General features: G+C 66.8%; 24 protein-coding genes. 16 read left to right on the top strand and 8 right to left on the bottom strand.

The genetic code is table 11. The features are described from left to right. The first annotated feature begins 14 nt into the window (after nt 1-14). From xerC to hslU, 3 genes are all read left to right on the top strand, one after another. Complete coding sequence (gene xerC / locus AB839_RS13105; protein WP_061479702.1) at nt 15-911, top strand: tyrosine recombinase XerC; 897 nt, start codon at nt 15-17, stop codon at nt 909-911. An 85-nt stretch (nt 912-996) separates the two neighbouring features. Next, entirely contained in the window at nt 997-1548 is a 552-nt protein-coding gene (gene hslV, locus AB839_RS13100; RefSeq protein WP_005411093.1) for an ATP-dependent protease subunit HslV, read from the top strand. A gap of 94 nt (nt 1549-1642) precedes the next feature. Then, on the top strand, nt 1643-3016 hold the full coding sequence (gene hslU, locus AB839_RS13095; protein WP_061479701.1) for an ATP-dependent protease ATPase subunit HslU: 1374 nt from the start codon (nt 1643-1645) through the stop codon (nt 3014-3016). A 96-nt stretch (nt 3017-3112) separates the two neighbouring features. Here hslU and AB839_RS13090 read toward each other — a convergent pair whose 3' ends face one another. Then, nucleotides 3113-4105, bottom strand: a complete 993-nt coding sequence (locus AB839_RS13090; protein WP_061479700.1) for a Gfo/Idh/MocA family oxidoreductase — start codon at nt 4103-4105, stop codon at nt 3113-3115. A gap of 45 nt (nt 4106-4150) precedes the next feature. Then, a complete protein-coding gene (gene smeT / locus AB839_RS13085) occupies nt 4151-4810 on the bottom strand; it encodes an efflux transporter SmeDEF transcriptional repressor SmeT (RefSeq protein ID WP_061479699.1) in 660 nt (219 codons plus the stop codon). A gap of 207 nt (nt 4811-5017) precedes the next feature. Here smeT and smeD point away from each other — a divergent pair, with 207 nt between their 5' ends. The 3 genes from smeD (at nt 5018) to smeF (ending at nt 10820) form a co-directional block, all read left to right on the top strand. Next, on the top strand, nt 5018-6202 hold the full coding sequence (gene smeD / locus AB839_RS13080; protein ID WP_061479698.1) for a multidrug efflux RND transporter periplasmic adaptor subunit SmeD: 1185 nt from the start codon (nt 5018-5020) through the stop codon (nt 6200-6202). Between the two features lie 12 nt (nt 6203-6214). Beyond that, complete coding sequence (gene smeE / locus AB839_RS13075) at nt 6215-9337, top strand: multidrug efflux RND transporter permease subunit SmeE (RefSeq protein WP_061479697.1); 3123 nt, start codon at nt 6215-6217, stop codon at nt 9335-9337. Nucleotides 9338-9434: 97 nt separating this feature from the next. Next, nucleotides 9435-10820: a multidrug efflux RND transporter outer membrane subunit SmeF gene (gene smeF / locus AB839_RS13070; protein ID WP_061479696.1), complete on the top strand. Its 1386-nt coding sequence runs from the start codon at nt 9435-9437 to the stop codon at nt 10818-10820. A gap of 108 nt (nt 10821-10928) precedes the next feature. On the opposite strand, the gene AB839_RS21210 is transcribed toward smeF, so the two are convergent. The 5 genes from AB839_RS21210 to AB839_RS13045 all read right to left on the bottom strand — a co-directional run bounded on the left by AB839_RS21210 (nt 10929) and on the right by AB839_RS13045 (nt 13301). After that, a complete protein-coding gene (locus tag AB839_RS21210) occupies nt 10929-11381 on the bottom strand; it encodes a transposase (protein ID WP_082783342.1) in 453 nt (150 codons plus the stop codon). Between the two features lie 107 nt (nt 11382-11488). Further along, the gene (locus tag AB839_RS13060) at nt 11489-11911 is read right to left on the bottom strand and encodes a low affinity iron permease family protein (RefSeq protein ID WP_019660693.1); all 423 of its coding nucleotides are present in this window, start codon (nt 11909-11911) and stop codon (nt 11489-11491) included. A 67-nt stretch (nt 11912-11978) separates the two neighbouring features. Beyond that, entirely contained in the window at nt 11979-12314 is a 336-nt protein-coding gene (locus AB839_RS13055) for a hypothetical protein (RefSeq protein ID WP_021203904.1), read from the bottom strand. Nucleotides 12315-12389: 75 nt separating this feature from the next. Next, the gene (locus tag AB839_RS13050) at nt 12390-12650 is read right to left on the bottom strand and encodes a hypothetical protein (protein ID WP_021203905.1); all 261 of its coding nucleotides are present in this window, start codon (nt 12648-12650) and stop codon (nt 12390-12392) included. A 198-nt stretch (nt 12651-12848) separates the two neighbouring features. Beyond that, on the bottom strand, nt 12849-13301 hold the full coding sequence (locus AB839_RS13045) for a nucleoside deaminase (protein ID WP_005419409.1): 453 nt from the start codon (nt 13299-13301) through the stop codon (nt 12849-12851). An 81-nt stretch (nt 13302-13382) separates the two neighbouring features. Between AB839_RS13045 and ubiE the strand changes: the two genes are divergently transcribed. From ubiE to AB839_RS13025, 4 genes are all read left to right on the top strand, one after another. After that, entirely contained in the window at nt 13383-14144 is a 762-nt protein-coding gene (ubiE, locus tag AB839_RS13040; RefSeq protein WP_005419407.1) for a bifunctional demethylmenaquinone methyltransferase/2-methoxy-6-polyprenyl-1,4-benzoquinol methylase UbiE, read from the top strand. Between the two features lie 134 nt (nt 14145-14278). Further along, on the top strand, nt 14279-16207 hold the full coding sequence (locus AB839_RS13035; protein ID WP_061479695.1) for a M1 family metallopeptidase: 1929 nt from the start codon (nt 14279-14281) through the stop codon (nt 16205-16207). Between the two features lie 127 nt (nt 16208-16334). Beyond that, nucleotides 16335-17066 carry a hypothetical protein gene (locus AB839_RS13030; protein ID WP_061479694.1) on the top strand — a complete coding sequence of 244 codons (732 nt, stop codon included), beginning with the start codon at nt 16335-16337 and terminating at the stop codon, nt 17064-17066. Continuing rightward, on the top strand, nt 17054-17686 hold the full coding sequence (locus AB839_RS13025; RefSeq protein ID WP_061479693.1) for an HAD family hydrolase: 633 nt from the start codon (nt 17054-17056) through the stop codon (nt 17684-17686). Before AB839_RS13030 ends, AB839_RS13025 begins: the two co-directional genes overlap by 13 nt. 187 nt (nt 17687-17873) lie before the next feature. Here AB839_RS13025 and AB839_RS13020 read toward each other — a convergent pair whose 3' ends face one another. After that, nucleotides 17874-18812 (bottom strand): carbohydrate kinase family protein, encoded by a 939-nt coding sequence (locus AB839_RS13020; protein WP_061479692.1) that lies wholly within the window; start codon nt 18810-18812, stop codon nt 17874-17876. Between the two features lie 283 nt (nt 18813-19095). Here AB839_RS13020 and AB839_RS13015 point away from each other — a divergent pair, with 283 nt between their 5' ends. From AB839_RS13015 to rodA (AB839_RS12990), 6 genes are all read left to right on the top strand, one after another. Next, nucleotides 19096-20142 carry a rod shape-determining protein gene (locus tag AB839_RS13015; protein ID WP_005419402.1) on the top strand — a complete coding sequence of 349 codons (1047 nt, stop codon included), beginning with the start codon at nt 19096-19098 and terminating at the stop codon, nt 20140-20142. A 121-nt stretch (nt 20143-20263) separates the two neighbouring features. Continuing rightward, nucleotides 20264-21418, top strand: a complete 1155-nt coding sequence (gene mreC / locus AB839_RS13010) for a rod shape-determining protein MreC (RefSeq protein ID WP_061479691.1) — start codon at nt 20264-20266, stop codon at nt 21416-21418. Continuing rightward, nucleotides 21415-21900: a rod shape-determining protein MreD gene (gene mreD, locus AB839_RS13005; RefSeq protein ID WP_006392642.1), complete on the top strand. Its 486-nt coding sequence runs from the start codon at nt 21415-21417 to the stop codon at nt 21898-21900. The genes mreC and mreD overlap by 4 nt, the downstream gene beginning before the upstream one ends. A 3-nt stretch (nt 21901-21903) precedes the next feature. Continuing rightward, nucleotides 21904-23976, top strand: a complete 2073-nt coding sequence (gene mrdA, locus AB839_RS13000; RefSeq protein ID WP_061479690.1) for a penicillin-binding protein 2 — start codon at nt 21904-21906, stop codon at nt 23974-23976. Beyond that, entirely contained in the window at nt 23973-25085 is a 1113-nt protein-coding gene (rodA, locus tag AB839_RS12995; protein WP_061479689.1) for a rod shape-determining protein RodA, read from the top strand. The genes mrdA and rodA (AB839_RS12995) overlap by 4 nt, the downstream gene beginning before the upstream one ends. A 100-nt stretch (nt 25086-25185) precedes the next feature. Further along, nucleotides 25186-26280 carry a rod shape-determining protein RodA gene (gene rodA, locus AB839_RS12990; RefSeq protein WP_061479688.1) on the top strand — a complete coding sequence of 365 codons (1095 nt, stop codon included), beginning with the start codon at nt 25186-25188 and terminating at the stop codon, nt 26278-26280. Nucleotides 26281-26294: the final 14 nt, after the last annotated feature.

Below are 26294 nucleotides of genomic sequence, written 5' to 3'. Positions count from 1 at the left end.
AGGACCGGACGACGATGAGCGCGGTACAGGCCTTCCTGCAGCACCTGCAGGTGGAGCGGCGGATGTCGGCGCATACGCTTGACGCCTACCGCCGCGACCTGGACGCGCTAGCGGTCTGGGCCGAACCGCGTGGCGTAGCGGTGGAGGCGCTCGATGCCGATGCGTTGCGCCAGTTCGTCGCCGACGAGCATCGCCGCGGCCTGTCGGCCAAGAGCCTGCAACGCCGCCTGTCGGCCTGCCGCAGCTTCTATGCCTGGCTGCTCAAGCACGGGCGCATCGAGGTCAGTCCGGCAGCGACGCTGAAGGCACCGCGCGCGCCGCGCCGGTTGCCGCAGGTCCTTGACGCCGATGAGGCGGTGCAGCTGGTCGAACTGAAGCCGGAAGGTGACCTCGGCCGCCGTGACCGTGCGCTGCTGGAACTGTTCTATTCCTCCGGCCTGCGCCTGAGCGAAGTCTGCGCGCTGACCTGGCGCGACCTGGATTTCGACAGCGGGCTGGTCAACGTGCTGGGCAAGGGCAACCGCCAGCGCCGGGTGCCGTTCGGGCGGCCGGCACGCGAAGCGCTGCAGGCGTGGCGCGCGGAAAGTGGCGGTGGTCCGGCATCGCCGGTGTTCCCCGGTCGCAACGGGCCAATCAGCCAGCGTGCGGTGCAGATCCGCATCCGCCAGCTGGCGCAGCGCCAGGGCCTGTTCAAGCAGGTGCATCCGCACATGCTGCGGCACAGTTTCGCCAGCCACATCCTGGAATCGTCCGGCGACCTGCGTGGTGTGCAGGAGCTGCTGGGCCATGCCGACATCGCCACCACGCAGATCTATACCCACCTCGATTTCCAGCACCTGGCCAAGGTCTACGACGCCGCGCATCCGCGCGCCAAGCGTCGACGCAGCAATGAGGGCAGCGGAGAAAGCTGAACGTTGCCCCTGCGTCAGCCGGTCGCGGGTGGCTTGAAGGGCGCAGCGCAGTCCCCACCTCTGGTTCTGTCACCCCGGAGGCATCATGGACCCCAGTCAGAACCCCAACGTTTTCCACGCCACCACCATCGTCTGCGTCCGTCGCGGCGAGCACGTGGCCATTGCCGGCGACGGCCAGGTCACGCTGGGCCACACCGTGATGAAGGGCAACGCGCGCAAGGTGCGCCGCCTTGGCCGCGACGGCCAGGTGCTGGCCGGTTTCGCCGGTGCCGCCGCCGATGCCTTCACCCTGTTCGAGCTGTTCGAGGCCAAGCTGGAAAAGCACGGCCAGCTGCAGCGCGCTGCGGTCGAGCTGGCCAAGGATTGGCGCACCGAGCGCCGCCTGGGCAAGCTCGAAGCTCTGCTGGCAGTGGCTGACAAGGAAACCTCGCTGATCATCAGCGGCACCGGTGATGTGATCGAGCCGGAGGACGGCATCATCGCCATCGGCTCCGGTGGTTCCTATGCACTATCGGCCGCGCGCGCGTTGATGGCGCACACCGAACTGGATGCACGCACCATCGCCAGCGAGGCGATCGGCATCGCCGGCGACATCTGCATCTACACCAACCGCAACGTGGTGGTTGAGGAGCTGTGACCGCTCTTCTGTAGTGCCGAGCCATGCTCGGCAGGGCTGCCCGTCAGCCGAGCATGGCTCGGCTCTACATGCATCTGAATCCGTGAGCACATCCATGTCGAAGATCGAAGTTTCCTCCGCCACCATGACCCCGCGCGAGATCGTGCAGGAACTGGACCGGCATATCGTGGGCCAGCACGACGCCAAGCGTGCCGTGGCCATCGCCCTGCGCAACCGCTGGCGCCGCATGCAGCTGGCGCCGGAGCTTCGCAATGAAGTGATGCCGAAGAACATCCTGATGATCGGCCCGACCGGTGTCGGCAAGACCGAGATCGCGCGCCGCCTGGCTACGCTGGCCAACGCGCCGTTCGTGAAGGTCGAAGCCACGCGCTTCACCGAAGTGGGCTACGTCGGCAAGGACGTCGAGCAGATCATCCGCGACCTTGCTGATACCGCGGTCAAGCTGTACCGCGAACAGGCCAAGGTGCGCGTGCGTACCCAGGCCGAGGAACGCGCCGAAGACCGTATCCTCGATGCGCTGCTGCCGCGCCGCAGCGGTGGCATCGGTTTCGATCCGGAAGCCGCCCGCAACGAGCCGTCGGCGCAGGACAACGAGACCCGCATCAAGTTCCGCAAGATGCTGCGCAACGGCGAGCTGGACGAGCGTGAGATCGAGCTCGACCTGGCCGCCAATGTCAGCATGGACATCATGACCCCGCCGGGCATGGAGGAAATGGGCCAGCAGCTGAAGTCGATGTTCGCCAACCTCGGCGGCGGCGCGAAGGCGCACAAGCGCACGCTGACCATCAAGGCTGCGCGCCCGCTGCTGATCGAGGAAGAAGCCGGCAAGCTGGTCAACGAAGACGATATCCGCACCGCGGCGATCGAGGCCTGCGAGCAGCACGGCATCGTCTTCATCGACGAGATCGACAAGGTTGCCAAGCGCGGCGACAACGTGGGCGGTGGCGATGTCTCCCGCGAAGGCGTGCAGCGCGACCTGCTGCCGCTGGTGGAAGGCTCGAACGTGTCCACCAAGTACGGCACGATCAAGACGGACCACATCCTGTTCATCGCGTCGGGCGCGTTCCACCTGGCCAAGCCCAGCGACCTCATTCCGGAGCTGCAGGGCCGTTTCCCCATCCGCGTGGAACTGGGTGCGCTGAGCAAGGGTGATTTCGTGCGTATCCTGACCGAGCCGAAGGCTGCGCTGACCAAGCAGTACGAAGCGTTGCTGGCCACCGAGGGCGTCAAGGTCAGTTTCACCGCCGATGCCATCGAGCGCCTGGCCGAGATCGCCTTCCAGGTGAACGAGCGCCAGGAAAACATCGGCGCGCGCCGCCTGCATACGGTGCTGGAGCGCCTGCTGGATTCGCTCAGCTACGAGGCACCGGACCGCGATGGCGAAACCCTGGCCATCGACAGCGCCTACGTCGATGCACACCTGGGTGAGCTGGTGCAGGACCCGGACCTGAGCCGCTACATCCTGTAACGCCCGATCCGGCCGGATCCCTCGCCACGGCGAGGGCCCTGACTCCATCCACTGCAACAGAAAAGGCCGCCGCAGGGCGGCCTTTTGCGTTGGCGCTCAGCACGATTGCCGGGCGCGGTAGGCCTGCAGCACCTGGTCGATCACCGCGCTGGTGCGGGCAGCACTTACGCCGGTCGAGGGCGAACGGCCGCTGCCGCGCAGCTCGTCCACCAGATGCGCGATCAACGGTTGCTGGATCGACGACGGGTTGGGGATGTCGAATGTCTGCACACCGGCTTCGGTCTCCAGCACCACCGGTACATCCTCGAAGGTGGCGAAACGCAGCTGGCCGCGGTCGCCGGTGATCTCGATCTCATCCTGGCGGCGGAACGCGCAGAAGCTCCATTGCGCGATGCCATGCACGCCTGGCCCGATGCGGAAGCACATCGAGACGCTGTCCTCGGCGGCGTAAGCGCCGGCCAATGAACTGGCCAGGCCGCGCACATCGCTCAGCGGCCCCAGTAGATGATCGAGCAGGTCCAAGGTGTGCGAGCCCAGATCGACGAACAGCCCGCCGCCGGAGATCGCGGGATTGGTCCGCCAGAAGTCCGGCGATGCGGCATTCACCGAATGCGGCCGATGCAGGGTGGCGCGAACGCTGCGCGGTGTACCGATCGCGCCGCTGTCCAGCAGCTGCTTCACCTGCGCGAATCGGGGCAGGGCGCGGCGGTAGTAGGCGACGAACACGGGCACGCCACGGCGTGCACTGGCTTCCAGGATGCGCTCGCATTCGGCGAGGTCCAGGGCCATGGGTTTCTCGATATAGACCGGCTTGCCCGCGGCGATCGCCTGCAATGCGTACTGCATGTGCGTGGAGGGCGGTGTTGCAACGTACACAGCGTTCACGTCCGGATCGCCGATCAGCGCGTCGGCATCCGTGTACCAGCGTGGCACCGCGTGGCGCCGCGCATAGTCTTCGGCCAATGCGGCATTGCGGCGCATGACCGCCGCCACCCGTGAGCCGGGTGTGTTGGCCAGGGCGGGGCCGCTCTTCTTCTCGGTGACGCTGCCGCAGCCGATGAAGCCCCACACCACGTTGTCCAGGATCATGCGTCTGTCCTCACATTGGGGCTGCGATGGCCACAGCGACCCCGCTCATGCCTCGGGCAGCGGCTCGGGCACGGTGCCGGGAACGAACACGCCGTCCTTCACGTAGGCGGCCAGGGTCATGTCCAGTGCGAGCATGCCATCGCGCTTGAGGTCCATCAGTTCCGGTTCGACCATCGCACCGTGCAGTACGCCCAGCACGGTGGCGTGCAGCATGCGTGCGGCGATCTTCGGGTCTGCACCCTCGCGCAGCTGGCCCAGATCGCGGGCGCGGCGCAGGGCGCGCTCCATCCGGTCCAACGCATCGCGGAAACCGGCCTGCTGCAGTTCGGTCAGCACCTTGGTGTCAGCCGACGCATCGCTGCGCAGCATGATCTCCATGGTCTTGCGCAGGCGCTCGTCCTCGGACAGTTCGATGAACGAGTGGATCATCACCGCGCGCAGGTCGTGCACCGGCGTGTCGCGCTGGTCGGTCGAGGTGCGCTCCAGCTCCTGCATGAAAGGCAGATGCACGCGCTCGACGATCGCGGCCAGCACCTCGCTCTTGTTCTTGAAGTGCCAGTAGACCGCACCGCGGGTATAGCCGGCGCGGGCACCGATCATCTCCAGCGTGGTACGGGCCACGCCGTGTTCATGGAAGCAGGCTTCGGCGGCGTCAAGGATGCCTTCCCGGGTTGCCTGGGTGTCCTCTTTGGTCTTGCGGGCCATGGATGGGTACGAGTGCGGGTGAAACGTGGCTGAATTGTACCGGTTTACAAACAAACAAGCATGTATGTATATTTCGCTCCCATCATTCCCGTCGTGTGCGTGGCAGGCCGGTCCGGCTCCCACTCCCCGCTGGTGAGCGTTGCCTGCTGGCGCTTTCGGCCTGTATCAGCGCGATTTGAGATTCCTTCCCCTAAGAGCCTTTCCGTCATGTTGCTGAGCCGAATCCGACCCTTTGCGCTGTCGCTGGCGATCGCCGCGACCGTGGCTGCCTGCGGCGGCCAACCCCAGGCCCCCGAGCAGGGCCCGGGTGACGTCACTGTGGTCACGCTGAAGTCCGAGACCGTGGGCCTGACCCGCGAACTGCCGGGCCGTACCAACGCCTTCCTGGTCGCCGAAGTGCGGCCGCAGGTCAATGGCATCGTCGCCAAGCGCCTGTTCACCGAAGGTGGCATGGTCAAGGCCGGCGAGCCGCTGTACCAGATCGAGGACGCCAGCTACCGCGCCCAGGCCAACAGTGCCCGCGCCCAGCTGGCCCGCGCCGAGGCCACCGCCAACGCCGCCCGGCTGAGCGCCAAGCGCATCACCGAGCTGGCCAAGGTCGATGCGGTCAGCCAGCAGGACCTGGAAAATGCCGTGGCCGCGCAGAAGCAGGCCGAGGCGGATGTCGGTGCCGCGAAGGCATCGCTGGACGCAGCCAACGTCACCCTGGGCTACGCCCGCATCACCGCGCCGATCAGCGGCCGCATCGGCAAGTCCAGCGTCACCCAGGGTGCGCTGGTCAGCGCCGGCCAGGCCAATGCACTGGCTACGGTGCAGCAGCTGGATCCGATCTATGTCGACCTGACCCAGTCCTCGGCCGAGCTGCTGCAGCTGCGCCGCGAACTGGCTGCCGGCCGCCTGCAGGACAACCAGACCCTGCCGGTCAGCATCCTGATGGAAGACGGCAGCACCTTCGAGCACAAGGGCACGCTGGAGTTCTCCGAAGTCAGCGTCGATCCGACCACCGGCAGCTTCGGCCTGCGCGTGAAGGTGGACAACCCGGACGGCCTGCTGATGCCGGGCATGTACGTGCGTGCGGTGATCGGCGGCGGCGTGCGCAGTGATGCCGTGCTGGTGCCGATGCAGGGCATCGCCCGCGATCCGAAGGGCGATACCACGGCGATGGTGGTCGGCAAGGACAACCAGGTCGAAGTACGCCCGGTCAAGGTCAGCCGCACGGTTGGCGACAAGTGGCTGGTCGAGGACGGCCTGAAGGCCGGTGACAAGGTCATCGTGGAAGGCCTGCAGAAGATCGGCCCCGGCATGCCGGTCAAGGCCACCGAAAAGGGCGACGTACCGGCCAAGCCGGCGGCCGCCGCCCAGCCTGCCGCCCCGGCCGGCGACGCGAAGTAAGCGGAGAACCCCATGGCACGCTTTTTCATCGATCGACCCATCTTCGCGTGGGTGATCGCCATCATCATCATGCTCGCCGGCGGCCTGGCCCTGTTCAAGCTGCCGGTCTCGATGTACCCCAACGTCGCGCCGCCGGCGGTGGAAATCAGCGCCACCTACCCGGGTGCATCGGCCAAGGTGGTCGAAGACTCGGTGACGCAGATCATCGAGCAGAACATGAAGGGCCTTGATGGCCTGATCTACTTCTCCTCCAACAGCTCGTCCAACGGCCAGGCCACCATCACCCTGACCTTCGAGAGCGGCACCAACCCGGACATCGCCCAGGTGCAGGTGCAGAACAAGCTGCAGCTGGCCATGCCGCTGCTGCCGCAGGAAGTGCAGCGGCAGGGCATCAACGTGGCCAAGTCCAGCTCGGGCTTCCTGAACGTCATCGCGTTCGTGTCCGAGAACGGCAGCATGGACGCCAACGACATCGCCGACTACGTCGGTTCCAATGTCGTCGACCGCCTCAGCCGCGTGCCGGGCGTGGGCAACATCCAGGTATTCGGTGGCAAGTACGCCATGCGCATCTGGCTGGACCCGAACAAGCTGCATACCTATGGCCTGTCCGTCGCGGAAGTGACTGCGGCGATCAAGGCGCAGAACGCCCAGGTGGCGATCGGCCAGCTCGGCGGTGCGCCGTCGGTGAAGGGCCAGCAGCTCAACGCCACCATCAACGCGCAGTCGCGCCTGCAGACCCCGGAACAGTTCCGCAACATCATCGTGCGCGGCGCGCAGGACGGTGCCGAGCTGCGCCTGGGCGACGTTGCCCGCGTCGAACTGGGTGCCGAGTCCTACGACTTCGTCACCCGCTACAACGGCCAGCCGGCCAGCGGCCTGGCGGTCACCCTGGCGACCGGCGCCAATGCGCTGGATACCGCTGCCGGCGTGGATGCTGCGCTGGACGACATGAAGAGCTTCTTCCCGGCCGGATTGAAGGCCGAGATCCCGTACGACACCACCCCCTTCGTGCGCGTGTCGATCAAGGGCGTGGTGCAGACCCTGCTCGAAGCGATCGTGCTGGTGTTCGTGGTGATGTACCTGTTCCTGCAGAACTTCCGCGCCACCCTGATCCCGACCATCGCCGTGCCGGTGGTGCTGCTGGGTACCTTCGGCGTGCTGGCGATGCTGGGCTTCTCGGTGAACATGCTGACCATGTTCGCGATGGTGCTGGCGATCGGCCTGCTGGTGGACGACGCCATCGTGGTGGTGGAGAACGTCGAGCGCATCATGTCCGAGGAAGGACTGTCGCCGCTTGAAGCGACCCGCAAGTCGATGGGCCAGATCACCGGTGCGCTGGTGGGTATCGGCCTGGTGCTGTCGGCGGTGTTCGTGCCGATGGCCTTCATGAGCGGATCCACCGGCGTGATCTACCGGCAGTTCTCGGCCACGATCGTCTCTGCAATGGCGTTGTCGGTACTGGTGGCGATCGTGCTGACGCCGGCACTGTGCGCGACCATGCTCAAGCCGTTGAAGAAGGGCGAGCATCATGTTGCCCACCGCGGCCTGGCCGGTCGCTTCTTCAACGGTTTCAACCGCGGCTTCGACCGCACCAGCGAAAGTTACCAGCGTGGTGTGCGCGGCATCATCCATCGTCCGTGGCGCTTCATGGGCATCGTGGCGGCACTGTTCGTGCTGATGGGCGTGCTGTTCGTGCGCCTGCCCAGCTCGTTCCTGCCCAACGAAGACCAGGGCGTGCTGATGGCGCTGGTGCAGGCCCCGGTCGGCGCCACCCAGGAGCGCACGCTGGAATCGATCGCGGCATTGGAGAACCACTTCCTGCAGAACGAGAAGGATGCGGTGGATTCGGTGTTCTCCGTGCAGGGCTTCAGCTTCGCCGGCATGGGCCAGAACGCCGGCATGGCGTTCGTCAAGCTGAAGGACTGGAGCGAGCGTGACGCCAACAATGGCGTGATGCCGATCACCGGTCGTGCGATGGCAGCCCTGGGCCAGATCAAGGATGCCTTCATCTTCGCCTTCCCGCCGCCGGCCATTCCGGAACTGGGTACCGCCTCGGGCTATACCTTCTTCCTGAAGGACAACAGCGGCCAGGGCCACGAGGCACTGGTGGCCGCACGCAACCAGCTGCTCGGCCTGGCCGCCGGCAGCAAGAAGCTGGCCAACGTGCGCCCGAACGGCCAGGAGGACACGCCGCAGTTCCGCATCGACATCGACGCGGCCAAGGCGACCTCGCTGGGGCTGTCGATCGACCAGATCAACGGCACGCTGGCCGCTGCGTGGGGCAGCTCGTACATCGACGACTTCGTCGATCGTGGCCGCGTCAAGCGCGTGTTCGTGCAGGCCGACCAGCCGTTCCGCATGGTCCCGGAGGACTTCGACCTCTGGTCCGTGAAGAACGACAAGGGCGAGATGGTGCCGTTCAGCGCGTTCGCCACCAAGCACTGGGATTACGGTTCGCCGCGCCTGGAGCGCTACAACGGTGTGTCGGCGATGGAGATCCAGGGCGAACCGGCCCCGGGTGTTGCCTCCGGCGATGCCATGGCCGAGATCGAGCAACTGGCCAAGCAGCTGCCTGCGGGCTTCGGCATCGAGTGGACGGCGATGTCCTACCAGGAACGCCAGGCGGGCTCGCAGACGCCGTTGCTGTACACGCTGTCGCTGATGATCGTGTTCCTGTGCCTGGCCGCGATGTACGAAAGCTGGAGCGTGCCGACGGCGGTGCTGCTGGCGGCCCCGCTGGGTATCCTCGGCGCAGTGCTGGCCAATACCTTCAAGGGCCTGGAGCGCGACATCTATTTCCAGGTGGCGATGCTGACCACGGTAGGCCTGACCAGCAAGAACGCGATCCTGATCGTCGAGTTCGCCAAGGAAAACCTGGAGAAGGGCGCGGGCCTGATCGAGGCGATCATGCATGCGGTGCGCGACCGCCTGCGCCCGATCGTGATGACCTCGCTGGCCTTCGGCATGGGCGTGGTACCGCTGGCGATCTCCACCGGTGCCGGCTCCGGCGCCAAGCAGGCGATCGGCACCGGCGTGCTCGGCGGCATGATCGTCGGCACCGTGCTCGGCGTGTTCTTCGTACCGCTGTTCTTCGTGGTGGTGCAGCGCGTGTTCAAGCGCAAGACCGCCGAGTGATGAAATCCGGTAGCGCCGGGCCATGCCCGGCGGATGCCTCACCGCGTAGCCGCCGGGCATGGCCCGGCGCTACCACCGTGACCCCCAAGGTGTCGCCATGAAATTCTCTTCTCTTGCTGTATCCCTGGCCGGCGTGCTCGCGCTCGTCGGCTGTTCCACTCTGGTGCCGAAGAACACCGCCGTTGCGCCCGCCATCCCGGCGCAGTGGCCGGCCGAGGCTGCACAGGGCCAGGTGGCTGATGTCGCCGCCGTCGGCTGGCGCGATTTCTTCACCGATGCGCGCCTGCAGCAGGTGATCGAGCAGTCGCTGCAGAACAACCGCGACCTGCGCGTGGCCGTGCTCAACGTTGAACGCGCGCGCGGCCAGTACCGCGTGCAGCGCGCCGACCGCGTGCCCGGCGTGGCCGTCACCGGCCAGATGCAGCGCCAGGGCACCGACGCTGGCGTCACCGAGCAGTTCACCGCCGGTGTCGGCGTGGCCGAGTTCGAGCTGGACCTGTTCGGCCGCGTGCGCAACCTCAGCGAAGCGGCACTGCAGCAGTACTTTGCCGTAGCTGCCAATCGTCGCAACGCGCAGCTGAGCCTGGTGGCTGAGACAGCGACGGCGTGGCTGACCTACGGTGCCGATGCCCAGCGTCTGAAGATCGCCGATGCCACGCTGAAGACCTACGAGGATTCGTTGCGCTTGGCCGAGGCCCGCCACGAGCGTGGTGGCAGTTCGGCACTGGAACTGACCCAGACCCGCACGCTGGTCGAGACCGCGCGCACTGATGCAGCGCGCCTGCGTGGCCAGCTGGCCCAGGACCGCAACGCGCTGGCGCTGCTGGCCGGTGGCCAGTTGGATCCGGCGCTGCTGCCGGACGGCATCGAACCGCAGTTGCTGGCACTGGCGCCTCCGCCGGCCGGCCTGCCCAGCGATGTGCTGCTGCAGCGCCCGGACATCATGGCCGCCGAACACCAGCTGCTGGCCGCCAATGCCAACATCGGCGCGGCACGTGCCGCGTTCTTCCCGAGCATCTCGCTGACCGGTAGCATTGGCAGTGGCTCCAGCGAATTGTCCAGCCTGTTCGACAGCGGCACTCGCGTATGGAGTTTCCTGCCGAAGATCACCCTGCCGATCTTCCAGGGCGGCAAGCTGCGCGCCAACCTGGCCGTCGCCAACGCTGATCGTGATATCGCACTGGCGCAGTACGAGAAGTCGATCCAGGTGGGCTTCCGCGAAACCGCCGATGCGCTGGCGTTGAATGTCAGCCTGGATGAACAGGTGAGTTCACAGCAGCGCCTGGTGGAAGCGGCCGAACAGGCCAACCGCCTGTCGCAGGCACGTTACGACGCCGGCCTGGACAGCTTCGTGACCCTGCTGGACGCACGACGTACTGCCTACAACGCGCAGCAGACCCAGTTGCAGGCGCAGTTGGCCCAGCAGGCCAACCGCATCACCCTGTACAAGGTACTGGGCGGCGGCTGGCACGAGCGCGGCTGAGCAGCAATTCGATACCGGTAGCGCCGGGCCACGCCCGGCGGCTTTTCGTTCCTGCATGCCTGACGTCTGGGCGGACCGCACTTCGTGCTCGCCGGGCATGGCCAGGCGCTACCGCATGGGCCAACGGCACCATGCAAACGGATATTCATCGAGATGCAGGGTCAACCCTGCTCGGATGGGGTTGCCCAGGATGTACAACGCATGGCGCCTCAAGGCTTCCTCGCTGCGTACCGCGTGATCGAAATAGCTCGGCTGCCACAAAGGCGTCTGTATGCCGAACTGCTGCCCCAGCAACCGGCTGCTGCGGGATTTCACCGTTCCCATCATGCGCGCCAGTGATCCGTCGCGCAGCTGCATCAGCCAGTGCAGATGGTCAGGCATGACGACCCAAGCAAAGGACCGACTGAGGCCCGTGCGTTCAACATACCTCAATGCACCCACAAGACACGTTGCACAACGTGGATCTTCAAAGACCGGACGCCGGTGGCGTACGACCGTGGTGAGGACGTAGTAGCCCCCGATACGGGAGTGGCGGCCGCGTTCCAGCTGACGGCTGGACATGGCGCCAGTCTGCACTGATGGGATGTCCGCCGTTATCAGCCGAGGGCGATGGCCCGTGTGGGATTCTTCCGGGTATCGCGCTCGCCGGGCATGGCCCGGCGCTACCGTCAGATCGCTTCATCGTCGCGCCGCGCTGCATGGCAGGCGCGCACCCGCGCGAGCGCATCGCCGGCTTCGCGCGCCATCTGCTCGTACTCGGCGCGGATCTCTTCCAGGCGTGCCTCGTCCAGTTCTTCCAGATCCAGCAGCTCGTTGTTGGCCTCGGCGGTTGCCCGGATCAGCTCGTCCAGCTTGATCTGCATCGCGGCGGTGTCCGCGTTCTGCGTGTGCTGGATCAGGAACACCATCAGGAAGGTGATGATGGTGGTGCCGGTGTTGATCACCAGCTGCCAGGTGTCGTTGAAGCCGAACACCGGGCCACTGATGCCCCAGATCACCACGATCGCCACTGCAGCCAGGAAGGTCCACGGCGAGCCCGTGGCGGCCGCGGCCTTCTTGGCGATCGTATTGAACAGGTTTCGTGCTTTCATCGTCGTCGTCCCACTCAGGTGACGAGGATGATCGGCAGTGGCGCGTGGAGGCGCCGTGCAGCGGCCGTCAGGCGCGCATGCGTTGCAGTCGTGGCGCCTGCAGGCTGCGCACCGGGCTGCTCTGATAGACGTGCTGCCAGCAGAGGTCGACGAACTCGCGGGCCTGTGCTTCGCTCAGCCGCGGCATGATCTGCAGGGCGTACTGGGTCTGGAACATTTCGTCACGTTCGGCCTCGCTGGCGCGCGGCTGGGTGATCAGCGAATCACAGGCGAACTTGATCCACGGCACGTAGGAGCCGAACGAGTTGTGCGGCAGTGCGCCCTCGGCATGCTGGCGGCGCCAGTGGTCAAGCTCGGCGTCTACGTTGATGACCGGGGGAATGGTGGGGACTTCAGCGTGCATGACAATCCAGTTCGGTTGAGTGGGAAGGGAGTGGGGGTTCATCGGAGTGTGGCGTATCTGCCGGTGCATGCCGCGTCAGCGGGATGTGGAGCCGGTGTGGCGATTGCTGATCAGTTGCGCGTGCTCGACCGCCCCCATCTGCTCGGCCATGGTGGCCATCGCGTTGCACAGTCGCTCGTGATCGCGCGGCTGGCCGCGCACCAGTTCCAGCTGCAGGCCCTGGTAGGCACTCCAGAACGACGCACTGCGCCGGTGCAGCGCGAAGTGCTGCTGCAGGCGTTCGCGGATGGATTCGAGGATCGGGTCGGGCGTAGGTCGTACGGCGTGCGCGCACATGGCTGGCTCCGCCGGGGAAACGAGCCCCGGTAACCCCACCCTAGGCGTGTCAGCCGGGTGGGGTGTTACCGCAGTGTGTGCACGCAGTCCAGCTGACTGTGCGCGCGGTCACGGCAATGGCCGCAAACGCTGTCCGCACTAAGAGGTGGCGGCACTGAAGCGTTCATTAAACGGGTTCAACGGATGACGGTGTGTGGCTCATTCACCGATGTCTTCGTTCCAGATGTCCGGATGGCGGCTGATGAAATCGCCGAGCAGGTCAACGCATTCCTGGTTGTCGAGGTCGATCACGTTGACGCCGTTCTCGCGCAGCCAGTCGATGCCGCCCTGGAACGTGCGCGATTCGCCCACCACCACGGTGCCGATGTTGAACTGGCGCACCAGGCCCGAGCAGTACCAGCACGGCGCCAGGGTGGTGACCATGATGGTGTCCTGGTAGCGGCGCTGGCGGCCGGCCTTGCGGAAGGCGTCGGTTTCGCCGTGCACCGACGGGTCGCCTTCCTGCACGCGGCGGTTGTGGCCGCAGCCGAGCAGGCGGCCGTCGTTGTGGTACAGCGCCGCGCCGATCGGCACGCCGCCCTCGGCCAGGCCCTGGCGGGCTTCGGCGATGGCGGTCTGCAGCAGGGCCTGGTAGTCGGGCGTGGTGATCATGCGGGGGCTCCGGTCAGTCGTGGCCCGCCATCATACGGGCAGGGGGTGCCGCTGGCCCCCGGCGGTGCGATAATCGGGGCCATGAGCGAATCCCCCTATAAAGCCGGTACCACCCATTTCGGGTTCCGCGACGTCGCCGCCAAGGACAAGCAGAAGCTGGTCGGCCAGGTGTTCACCTCGGTCGCGCGCAACTACGACCTGATGAACGACCTGATGAGCCTGGGCGTGCACCGGGCGTGGAAGCGCTACTACGTCGCGACCGCGCAGGTGAAGCCGGGCGACCGCGTGCTCGATCTGGCCGGCGGCACCGGCGACATCGCCGCCCTGCTGAAGGAACGCGTCGGCGCCGAGGGCTCGGTGGTGCTGGGCGACATCAACGCCGGCATGCTGTCGGTCGGCCGGGACCGCCTGACCAACCGCGGCCTGGTGCTTGGCCTGGACTACGTGCAGTGCAACGCCGAAGCCCTGCCGTTCCCGGACAACAGCTTCGACCTGGTCACCATTGCCTTCGGCCTGCGCAACGTGACCGACAAGGACGCCGGCCTGCGCGAGATGTACCGCGTGCTGAAGGTGGGCGGCCAGGCCCGCGTGCTGGAGTTCTCCGAAGTCACTGCCGACTGGTTCAAGCCGATCTACGACTTCCACTCGTTCAAGATCCTGCCCAGGCTGGGCAAGTTGTTCGCCAACGATTCGGACAGCTACCAGTACCTGGCCGAGAGCATCCGCAAGCATCCGCCGCAGGACGAACTGAAGGCGATGATGGGGCAGGCCGGCTTCGAGCGCTGCCACTACAAGAACCTGACCGGCGGCATCGTCTCGATCCACTCCGGCTACAAGCTGTAAGCCCGGTGTTCCGGTAGTGCCGGCCGCTGGCCGGCACTACCGGCGCTGTGCCGGCCATTACCTCGCACCGCGCAACGCCTGCCGGGCCCGAGGGAGGTACCATTGGGGTTTGATCCCCGTAACGGTCCCGATTCATGCGTAATCCGCTGATGCTCCTTCCGCTGGCCGTGGCCCTGGCCGCCGGCTGCTCCCAGGAGGCGGCCACGCCCGCCGCCGCCCCGACTGCCGCAAAGGCCCCTGCCGCCCCCGTGAACGCCGAGAACCGCAGCCACGACGAGAGCTCGTACGCCGAGCCGGACAAGGTCGTCATCAAGGACATCGCGCTGGATCTGAAGCTGGACTTCGACCAGAAGCAGATCGGCGGTACCGCCACCTACACCCTGGAATGGAAACAGAAGGACGCCAGGCAGCTGGTGCTCGACACTCGCGAGCTGACCGTGTCCAAGGTCGAGGCCGTCGCCGCCGATGGCGCGCGCAGCCCGCTGAAGTTCGAGCTGGCCCCGGCCGACAAGGTGTTCGGCAGCAAGCTGACCATCGAGGCTGCGGAACAGCCGGCCAAGGTGGAAGTGACCTACCACACCGCACCGACCGCCTCGGGCCTGCAGTGGCTGGCGCCGTCGATGACCGAGGGCAAGAAGCTGCCCTTCATGTTCAGCCAGTCGCAGGCCATCCATGCCCGTTCGTGGGTGCCGCTGCAGGACACCCCGAGCGTGCGCTTCACCTACAGCGCGCACGTGGTCTCGCGCCCGGACGTGATGGTGCTGATGAGCGCCGACAACGATCCGAAGGCCGCGCGTGATGGTGACTACACCTTCAAGATGCCGCAGCCGATTCCGTCCTACCTGCTGGCCATCGCCGCTGGCGACCTGGTGTTCGAGCCGATCTCCGGCCGCTCCGGCGTCTGGGCCGAGCCGACCATGGTCAACAAGGCCGCCAAGGAATTCGAGGACACCGAGAAGATGATCGGTGCCGCCGAGAAGCTGTACGGCGAATACCGCTGGGGCCGCTACGACATGCTGGTGCTGCCGCCGTCGTTCCCGTTCGGTGGCATGGAGAACCCGCGCCTGACCTTCGCCACCCCGACCGTGATCGTCGGCGACAAGTCGCTGGTCTCGCTGGTCGCCCACGAACTGGCGCACAGCTGGTCGGGCAACCTGGTGACCAACGCCAGCTGGAAGGACATCTGGCTCAATGAAGGCTTCACCACCTACGTCCAGGGCCGCATCACCGAAGCCCTGTACGGCAAGGAAATGGCCGAGATGGAGAAGCAGATCGACCAGACCGACCTGCTGGCCGAAGTGAAGGACATGAGCCCGGCCGACCAGGCGCTGGCGCTGCCGCCGCTGAACGAGCGTGATCCCGACGAAGCCCTCAGCCAGGTGGCCTACGTCAAGGGTGCGTGGTTCCTGGAGTTCCTGGAACAGCGCTTCGGCCGCGAGACCTTCGATCCGTTCCTGCGTGGCTGGTTCGATGACCATGCTTTCCAGAGCGCGAACACCGACCAGTTCGTCGACTACATGAAGAAGAACCTGCTGCCGAAGAATCCGTCGGCAGTGACCGAGGCCGAACTGAAGGCATGGCTGGACGAGCCGGGCATTCCGGCGTTCGCGGCCAAGGCGCAGTCGCGCAACTTCAGCAGCGTCGATACCGCGCGCATCGCCTTCGCCAGCGCCGGCACCGTGCCGAGCAGCCAGGTCATCGCCGACTGGAGCACGCAGGAATGGGTGCGCTTCATCGATGGCCTGGGCGCGACCCAGCCGCTGGACAAGCTGGCCACGCTGGACAAGGCCTTCCACTTCACCGGCACCCCGAATGGCGAGATCGCCATGCGCTGGTACCCGCTGGCGATCCGCAGCGGCTACGAGCAGGCCAATGAAGGCGCGGCGGCATTCATCGAGCGCGTCGGCCGTCGCAAGCTGATCCTGCCGATCTATGCCGAACTGGTGAAGACGCCGAAGGGGCTGGAGCTGGCCAAGCAGGCCTTCGAAAAGGCCAAGCCGGGCTACCACCCGATCACGACCGCCTCGGTCCAGGACATGCTGGCCAAGGCTGAAGCCAAGTAAGCGGTAGTGCCGGTCGCTGGCCGGCAACCGGTCACTGCTTCACCACCAACGGCGGGGAAACCCGCCGTTGGTGTATCCGCTTTTCGCTGCCGATAGAATCGGGATGCACTCGCAAAGGACCTCCGCCATGAAACGACTGATCCTGCTCACCGTCTGCACCCTGGCCCTGGCCGCCTGCAGCAACCCGGAAGAGGAACGCAAGGCGCAGGAAGCCGCCGCGGCCGCCGTGCAGGCGCAGAAGGAAGGCAAGGCCGAGGACGTCGCCAAGCAGTACGACATGGCTGTGGCCGCGCAGGACTGGGAACGCGCGCGCCTGCATGGTGCCTCGCTGCTGGACCAGTACAAGGACACCGCCGCCGCCGAGCGCATCGCCGCCGGTTTCGATGAAGTAAAGGCCAAGGGCGATGCCGCGCGCGACCTGCGCCGCATGCAGGGGCTGTGGCAGTACAACCAGATTCCGGTCGGCAGCAAGGGCAGCCAGGTCTCGGCGTCGATCTACAGCAAGGAACGGGTGGACGTGGACGGCAGTGGTGCCAAGCCGGTGCAGCTGGTGTTCCGCGATCATCCGGAGTGGAAGCGGCACGCCTACCTGGTGCTGCAGGCTGGCGATTTCCGCTGCCCGCAGTGCACGGTGAAGGTGACCGTGGACGATGGCAAGCCGGTGTCGATGGCGGCCTGGCGCCCAAAGACCGATGAGGCCATCGCCCTGTTCATCACCGACCAGAAGGCGCTGTGGAAGCTGGCGCGCAAGGGCAGGTCGATCAGCATCGAGTTCCCGGTCAAGGCCGGCGGCACCCGCACGGCGGTGTTCGAAACGGGTGGCGTCGACGCCAGCCGCATGCCGCAGTGGTGGCAGTGACGGGGGCGGCGGGCAGCGCAGTGCACGCGTTGTCCGCGATCCGGCACTGGGTGTTCGACATGGATGGCACGCTGACTGTGGCCGTGCATGATTTCGCCGCGATCCGCCGCGCATTGCAGATTACGGCCGAGGAAGACATCCTCGACCATATCGCGGCGTTGCCGGATGCGCCGGCGCAGGCCAAGCGTGAGTGGTTGCTGGATCATGAGCGCGCGCTGGCCGAGGACGCACTGCCGGCACCGGGTGCGGTGAAGCTGCTGCGCGCGCTGGCGGCGGCCGGGTGCCGGCTGGGCATCCTGACCCGCAATGATCATGCGCTGGCGAAGCTGACGCTGGAGGCGATCGGGGTCGGGGCGTTGTTCGACGATGCCGACATCATTGGTCGCGATGAAGCGGTGCCCAAGCCCTCGCCGGAGGGGCTGCAGCAGCATCTCCGGCGATGGGGCATCGGGCCTGCGCAGGCGGTGATGGTCGGCGACCACGCCTATGACCTGGAGTGCGGCCGTGCCGCAGGCACGCACACCGTGCTGGTCAACCTGCCGGAAAATCCGTGGCCGGGCCGTGCCGACTGGCATTTCGCCGATTGCCGCGCCTTGTTGGCTGCCTGGCAGGGCGCCTGATGATGTAGAGCCGAGCCCACGCTCGGCTGCTCTCCGGTCAGATCGCGCTGGCGCGCGCAAGCCGAGCATGGCTCGGCTCTACAGAGAGCAGGCCACGTGTCAGTCGGAGGTTCCGGTAGTGCCGGCCGCTGGCCGGCAGTGTCGACCAAGGTCGACACCCACCGATCAGATGTGCGGGCAGTTCGGTTTACGCGCTTAGCGCGTAACCGAACTGCTGCTTGAACTGCTCGTTGAACTCATCGAAGGTGAAGCGCTGGTTCTGCGTGCCCGGATGCTCGACCTTCAGCGCGCCCATCAGGTTGCCCATGCGGCCGATGGTCAGCCAGTCGTAGCCTTTCTGGATGCCGTAGATCAGGCCGGCGCGGAAGGCGTCGCCACAGCCGGTCGGGTCGACCACGCGGCGCTCGTGCGCCGGCGGGATGTCATAGCTCTTTTCCGGGGTGTGGATGACCGCGCCTTTCGGGCCACGGGTGGTGATGTAGGCCTTGACCCGGCTGACGATCTCCTTTTCGTCCCAGCCGGTGCGCTCCTGCAGCAGGTTCGACTCGTAGTCGTTGACCACCACGTAGTCGGCCTGCTCGATGAAGGCGCGCAGTTCCGGGCCGTTGAACAGCGGCATGGCCTGGCCCGGGTCGAAGATGAACGGGATGCCGTCTTCGTGGAATTCCTGCGCGTTCTGGATCATGCCTTCGCGGCCGTCCGGGCCGACCAGGCCCAGGGTCACGCCCGGCACCCCACGCACGTGGTTCTCGTAGGAACGCATCATCGCGCCCGGGTGGAAGGCGGTGATCTGGTTGTTGTCGTGGTCGGTGGTGATGAACGCCTGCGGGGTGAACAGCTCATCGATCACGCGCACGCGCGACAGGTCGATGCCCAGGCCTTCGAAGTATTCGCGGTACGGGCCGAAGTCCGAACCCACGGTGCCCATCGGGATCGGCTGGCCGCCCAGCAGGTGCAGGTTGTAGGCGATGTTGCCTGCGCAGCCGCCGAACTCGCGGCGCATGCGCGGCACCAGGAAGGACACGTTCAGGATGTGCACCTTGTCCGGCAGGATGTGATTCTTGAACTGGTCCGGAAACACCATGATGGTGTCGAAGGCAAGAGAACCACAGATCAGAGCGGACATCGATGTAAGCCTATGCGGTGAATTTTGGGGTGGGCCGGCCCGGTTCAGCGGGCAAGCAAACGGCGCCCTTGGGCGCCCGACGGCGCAAAGGTTACCCGCTGGTGCCGCTCAGGGCCAGAACCGGGTGAGACCCGATCAGGCCGAAAGCCTGTGAAGACGCGGGTTCAGCTAGTTTTTTCCTTGCTCGGCGGCAGGCGGGTTGCTAGGCTTGTCGGCCTCGATTTCTGCCCATTTTTTCGCCATCCCGCGGCGGGCACGACACCCCTCAGGACTCCTTCCTCAGATGTTCAAGAAACTCCGTGGCATGTTCTCCAACGACCTGTCCATCGACCTGGGCACGGCCAACACCCTCATCTACGTGCGCGGGCAGGGGATCGTGCTGAACGAGCCGTCGGTCGTGGCCGTGCGCCAGGACCGTGCCATCGGTGGCACCCGCTCGGTGGCAGCCGTCGGCGCCGAAGCCAAGCAGATGCTGGGCCGTACCCCGGGCCACATCACCACCATCCGCCCGATGAAGGACGGCGTCATCGCCGACTTCACCTATACCGAGGCGATGCTCAAGCACTTCATCAAGAAGGTGCACAAGTCGCGCGTGCTGCGCCCGAGCCCGCGCGTCCTGGTCTGCGTGCCGGCCGGCTCGACCCAGGTCGAGCGCCGCGCGATCAAGGAATCGGCCGAGGAAGCCGGTGCCCGTGACGTGTTCCTGATCGAAGAACCGATGGCCGCCGCGATCGGCGCCGGCATGCCGGTCACCGAAGCCCGTGGCTCGATGGTCATCGACATCGGCGGCGGCACCACCGAAGTGGCGGTCATCTCGCTCAACGGCATCGTCTATTCGGCCTCGGTCCGCATCGGCGGCGACCGCTTCGACGAGTCCATCACCAACTACGTGCGCCGCAACCACGGCATGCTGATCGGTGAAGCCACCGCCGAGCGCATCAAGGTCGAGCTGGGCTGCGCCTACCCGCAGGCGGAAGTGATCGAGATGGAAATCTCCGGCCGCAACCTCGCCGAGGGCGTGCCGAAGATGATCAAGATCAGCTCCAACGAAGTGCTCGAGGCCCTGCACGAGCCGCTGTCGGGCATCGTCAGCGCGGTCAAGCTGGCGCTGGAGCAGACCCCGCCGGAACTGTGCGCCGACGTCGCCGAGCGCGGCATCGTGCTGACTGGTGGTGGCGCCCTGCTGCGCGACCTGGACCGCCTGATCTCCGAGGAGACCGGCCTGCACGTGCAGGTGGCCGACGATCCGCTGACCTGCGTGGCCCGCGGTGGCGGCCGTGCGCTGGAGCTGGTGGACATGCACGGCAACGAGTTCTTTGCGCCGGAATAAGCCGTCCCGGCCGTTCCTGCCCGCCGCGCCCTTCCGGGGTGCGGCCCGCCGTGATGGCGGGCCGGCACCGGCGGGGCGCCCGCGTGTTTCCCTTCCGCCTTCTGCCAGTTGAATCGTTGCCGTGCCGCCCTACGCCGGTCCTCCCGTCGCCTCCCGATCCGGTGATGCCGCCAGTCCCCTGCGGTTGCTGGCCTATCTCGCGTTGGCCATCACCCTGATCGTGCTCGATGACCAGGCCGGCTGGCTGGCACGCCTGCGCGAGCAGGCCAACAGCCTGGTACAGCCGGTGTGGGCACTGGCTGGCCTGCCCGGCAAGCTCGGCAACCAGGTCAAGGATTCCGCCGCCAGCCATACCCAGCTGGTCGCCGAAAACCGTGAGCTGCGCAACCAGCTGCTGCTGGCCAACGCGCGCCTGACCCGCCTGCAGACCGCCGCGCTGGACAACGCCCAGCTGCGCGAACTGCTGAACGTGGCCGAGCGCAGTGGCCTGGACGTGCAGCTGGCGCCGATCCTGGACATCGACCTGGACCCGGTGAAGCAGCGCCTGGTGCTCGACGCAGGCAGCCGCGAGGGCGTGCACGTCGGCCAGGCGGTGATCGACGCCGGCGGCCTGATGGGGCAGGTGATCAGCGTGACCGGCGGCACCTCCACCGTGCTGCTGCTGACCGATCCCGACCACGCGGTGCCGGTCACCGTGGCCCGCAACGGCGTGCGCCTGATCGTCTACGGCCGCGGCGACACGCTGGAGCTGCGCGATATTCCGCTCAGCGCCGGGGTGGAAGTGGGCGATGAGATCGTCACCTCCGGTCTTGGTGGGCGTTTCCCGGCCGGCTTCCCGGTCGGCACCATCACCGGCCTGCGCCCGGACGACACCCATGCGTTCCTGGTCGGCGAACTGAAGCCGGCCGCACAGCTCGACCGCGGCCGCGACGTGCTGCTGCTGCGCCCGGGCGCGGCGATTCGCTTGCCTGCGGCCAGCGAACCGCAGCCGACTGCACCTTCGGCGCAACCGGCCCGCGCATCCTCCCTTACCCCCGCGCCGTTGGCGCGCCCCCCTCAACAAGAGGGGGGCTCTCCACCCGCCGGGTCCCCGGTAGTGCCGGCCGCTGGCCGGCAACAGCCCTCGTCGCAAACGAGGACTGTTGCCCCCGCATCCTCCCTTAACCCCGCGCCGTTGGCGCGCCCCCTTGAACAACAAGGGGGCTCCACCCCAGCCGGCGCTACGGTAGTGCCGGCCGCTGGCCGGCAACCGACCGCGCCGGAGGGCCAGCGATGAGCCGCCTGCGCGACAACCCGTGGGTGCTGCCGGCCAGCCTGGTGGTGGCGCTGCTGCTGGGCCTGCTGCCGCTGCCGGCGCTGCTGCAGCCGCTGCGCCCGTACTGGCTGGCGCTGGTGCTGGCGTACTGGGTCATCGAAGCGCCCGAGCGCGTCGGCCTGGGCATCGCCTTCGCCAGCGGCGTCATCGCCGACCTGCTGTACGGCGGTGTCCTCGGCGAACAGGCACTGCGGCTGGTGATGCTGGCCTTCATCCTGCAGCGCTTCCGCGCGCGCATCCGCTTCTTCCCGATGTCGCAGCAGATGCTGGCCATCGGCGGCCTGCTGTTCAACGACCGCATCGTCAGCGCACTGGTGCACATCGTGGTGGATGAGCCAACGCTGCCGTGGTCGTACTGGTGGGCGCCGCTGCTGGGCATGGGCCTGTGGCCGCTGGTGTTCGTGCTGCTGGACGCGGTGCGCTTCGGCAAGCGCGGGCGCTGAGCCATGATCCCGCGCCGCCAGGTCAAGAACCCGCACGCCGAAGCCGAGCAGTTCCGCCGTCGCGCGGCGCTCGGTTTCCTGGGCGTGCTGGTCTGCCTGCTGGGGCTGGGCGGCTGGTACTTCAAGCTGCAGGTGCTGGACCACGACGTCTATGCCACGCGCTCGGAAGCCAACCGCATCAAGCCGCGGCCGGTGGTGCCCGGGCGCGGCATGATCTACGACCGCAATGGCCGCCTGCTGGCCGAGAACGTGCCGGCGTTCCGCCTGGACGTGACCCCGGACAAGGTCAAGGACATGGAGGCCACCCTGGAAGGGCTGGCGAAGATCATCAGCATCAGCCCGGAAGAGCTGGAAGCGTTCAACAAGTCGCGCAAGGCGCGCCGCAAGTTCCTGCCGGTCACGCTGAAGCTGCGCATGAGCGACGAGGAGATGGCGCGCTTCGCCGTCGACCGCTGGCGTTTCCCCGGCGTCGAGCTCGAACCCTACCTGACCCGGCGCTATCCCTATGGCGACCTGTTCGCGCACATCATCGGCTACGTCGGCCGCGTTGATGACAAGGATCTGGAGATCCTCGGCGAAGGCAATGCCGCGCTGACCCACATCGGCAAGTCCGGCCTGGAGCGCTATTACGAGCAGCAGCTGCGCGGCAAGGTCGGCTACGAGCAGGTTGAGACCAACGTGCAGGGCCGCGCGATCCGCACCATCGGCCGCGTCGCCGCGCAGTCCGGCGCCGACCTGCGGCTGTCGATCGACGCCGACCTGCAGCGCGCGATGGTGGCCGCGTTCGGCGACCAGGAGGGTTCGGCGGTGGCGATGGATCCGCGCACTGGCGAAGTGCTGGCGATGGTCAGCCTGCCGTCCTACGACCCCAACCTGTTCGTCAACGGCATTTCCCATGCCGACTTCAAGGCCTTGAACGAAAACCCGTCGCGGCCACAGTTCAACCGCCTGGTGCTCGGTGGCGTCGCTCCCGGTTCCACGCTGAAGCCGCTGATCGGCCTGGCGGGACTGGACTCCGGCGTGCGCCGCCCGGAAGACAAGGTGCTGTCCACCGGCATGTTCTACCTGCCGGGCACCTCGCGCGGCTGGGGTGACGCCCACCGTGGCGGCCACGGCTGGACGGATCTGCGCAAGTCCATCGCCGAATCGGTCAACACCTATTACTACAAGCTGGCGCTGGACCTGGGCATCGAGCGCTTCGACCATTACATGGAGTACTACGGCTTCGGCCAGCCGACCGGCATCGACCTCACCGGCGAGATCGGCGGCATCCTGCCGTCGCCGGCCTACAAACGGAAGACCCGCAAGGAAGCCTGGTATCCCGGCGATACGGTCAACATCAGCATCGGCCAGGGTGACTGGAAGGTCACCCCGCTGCAGCTGGCGCGCGGCGTCAGCGGCCTGGCCGACGGCCAGCTGCGCACCCCGCACCTGGTGATCCAGCAGCGCGACGGCTTCGACAGCGACTGGACGGCAATGCCGGCCGGCGAAAGCAAGCCGGTCAGCCCCAACCCCAGCAACGTGCAGGCCGTGCGCGAGGGCATGATGGCGACCATGCGGCCCGGCGGCAGCGGCTGGCGCGTAGCGGTCGGTGCGCCGTACGTGATGGCCGGCAAGACCGGTACCGCACAGGTCATCAGCCGCAAGGGCACTGCTGCAGTGAACCCGAAGAGCCTGCCGATGCACCTGCGCCACCGCGCGCTGTTCGTTGGCTTCGCGCCGGTCGAAAACCCGGTCATCGCAATTGCGGTGGCAGTGGAAGGTGGTGGCTATGGTGGTTCGGCCGCGGCGCCGATTGCGCGCAAGGTGTTCGACGCTTACCTGTTGGGCAAGATGCCCGAAGGCATGCAGCCGCTGGACAGCGAGCGCGGCACCACCGCCATCGGCGCCACCGCGTTCGACAACGAAGACGCGGGCGCACGTCAGGCCGGTGACCTCGCCGCTGCACAGGTGGGAGAGCATCCGGTGCTGATCGGTGCACCCGCACCGGAGCCGGCGCCTGCGCCGCAGCCGGGTGCGCCGACCGCCGCGCTGCCAGCCACGCCCCGCCCGACCCCTGCGGAGCCCGCACGATGAGAGTGTTCCTGCGCTGGGCCGGCGACATGCTGAGCCGCTTTTTCAGCACGCTGGACTGGGTGCTGTGCCTGGCCCTGGGCGCGCTGATGGTGATTGGCCTGGCGACCCTGAAGAGCGCTGGTGGCGACAGCCTGGTGATGGCGCAGGGCGCGCGTTTCGCGGTGGGCATGGCCGCACTGTGGGGCATCTCGCGGGTGCCGATCCTGCGCATCCGCTCGGCCACGCCGATGATCTACGCGATCTCGATGATCCCGCTGCTGGCGGTGTTCGCGCTGGGCACCGGTAAATATGGCCGGCAGTGGCTGGACCTGAAGTTCTTCTACCTGCAGCCGGCCGAGCTGCTGAAGGTCAGCCTGCCGATGATGGTGGCGTGGTACCTGCACAAGATGCCGCTGCCGCCGCGCTTCAATACCGTGCTCGTGGCCTTGATCATCATCGGTGTACCCACCGGCCTGGTGATGCTGCAGCCGGACTTCGGTACCGGCGTGCTGATCGCCGCCAGCGGCGTGTTCGTGCTGCTGCTGGCGGGCCTGCCGTGGTGGTGGGTTGGGCTGGGCGTGGGCGGCGTGGCAGCGGTTGCGCCGGTAGCCTGGTTCTGGTTGCTGCGGCCGTACCAGAAGGACCGCATCATGATGTTCCTGGACCCGGAGATGGACGCGCTGGGCGCCGGCTGGAACATCATCCAGTCGAAGATCGCGATCGGTTCCGGCGGCTTCGATGGCAAGGGCTGGGGCGAAGGCTCGCAGTCGCACCTGAACTTCATTCCCGAGCAGACCACCGACTTCGCGTTCTCGGTGCTGAGCGAGGAGTTCGGCTGGATCGGCGTGGCCACCGTGCTGGCTTTGTACCTGGTGGTGATCGGGCGCTGCCTGTGGATCGCCAGCCAGTCACGCGATTCCTATTCGCGCCTGCTGGCTGGTGCCACCGGCCTGGCGTTCTTCGTCTACGTGCTGGTGAATGGCGGGATGATTTCCGGCCTGCTGCCGGTGGTGGGCGTGCCGATGCCGCTGATCAGCTACGGTGGTACTTCGGCGGTGTCGCTGCTGGCCGGTTTCGGCCTGGTAATGGCGGTGCGCAGCCACAACCCGGTGCACGGGGGTTACGGGTAACATCGGCTGCGCGCTTCTGTAGAGTCGAGCATGGCTCGACTCTACAAACGCAGGACCACAATGACAGCTTCACGCAAGCACCCGTTGCTACCGTGCCCGCGTGAAATGGAAACGACTGCTTGGCGGCTGCCGTGAGGCGCTGCGCACGATCGATCTGCCGTTGCTGGGCGCGTTGTTGATCCTGATGGGCGCCGGCCTGGCGGTGCTGCACAGCGTGTCCGGCCCGGTGGCCGGGCAGGCGGCACGCTTTGCTGGTGGGCTGTTGGCGATGTGGCTGCTGTCGCGTGTTTCGCTGCTGCGATTGCGTGCATGGACTCCTGCGATCTACGCGCTGTCGATGCTGCCGCTGATGGCGGTGTACGTCATCGGCACCGGCAAGTACGGGCAGCGCTGGCTGAACCTCGGCGTGTTCTACCTGCAGCCGTCCGAGCTGCTCAAGCTCAGCCTGCCGCTGATGGTGGCGTGGTACCTGCATCGGCAACCACTGCCGCCCTCGCCGCGCACGGTATTGACTGCCGCGCTGCTGATCGGCATGCCGGCGGTACTGATCCTCATGCAGCCCAACCTCGGCACCGCCACGTTGGTCACTGCCAGTGGCGTGTTCGCGTTGTTGCTGGCGGGCCTGCACTGGGGCTGGTTGGCGACCGGGGCAGCAGGGCTGGCAGTGGCTGCCCCCCTGGCGTGGTTCGGCTTGCTGCGGCAATACCAGAAGGATCGTGTGCTGACCTTCCTCGACCCGGCGGCCGATCCGCTTGGTACCGGCTGGAACATCCTGCAATCGCGCATCGCGATCGGTTCCGGGGGCTGGCAAGGACGCGGCTGGGGGCAGGGCACGCAGGCCACGCTGGATTTCCTGCCCGAGTACACCACCGACTTCGCGTTCTCGGTGCTGGCCGAGGAATTCGGCTGGATCGGCGTGGCGACGCTGTTCGCGCTGTACCTGTTCGTGGTGGGGCGTTGCCTGTGGATTGCGGTGCACGCGCGCGACACGCACGCGCGATTGCTGGCCGGTAGCCTGGGGCTGGCGTTCTTCGTCTACGTGCTGGTGAACGGCGGAATGATTTCCGGCCTGCTGCCGGTGGTGGGCATTCCGATGCCGCTGATCAGTTATGGCGGGACATCCGCTGTCTCGTTGCTGGCCGGCGTCGGGTTGGTGATGGCGGTACGCGGGCACCGGCCCGTGCACGGGGGATAGGGTTTCCAGCCAAC

This window comes from Stenotrophomonas sp. DDT-1, from assembly GCF_001580555.1.
Lineage (GTDB): Bacteria > Pseudomonadota > Gammaproteobacteria > Xanthomonadales > Xanthomonadaceae > Stenotrophomonas > Stenotrophomonas sepilia.
Note: the sequence above shows the minus strand (reverse complement) of the source record. Positions and strands in the feature narration are given on the sequence as shown.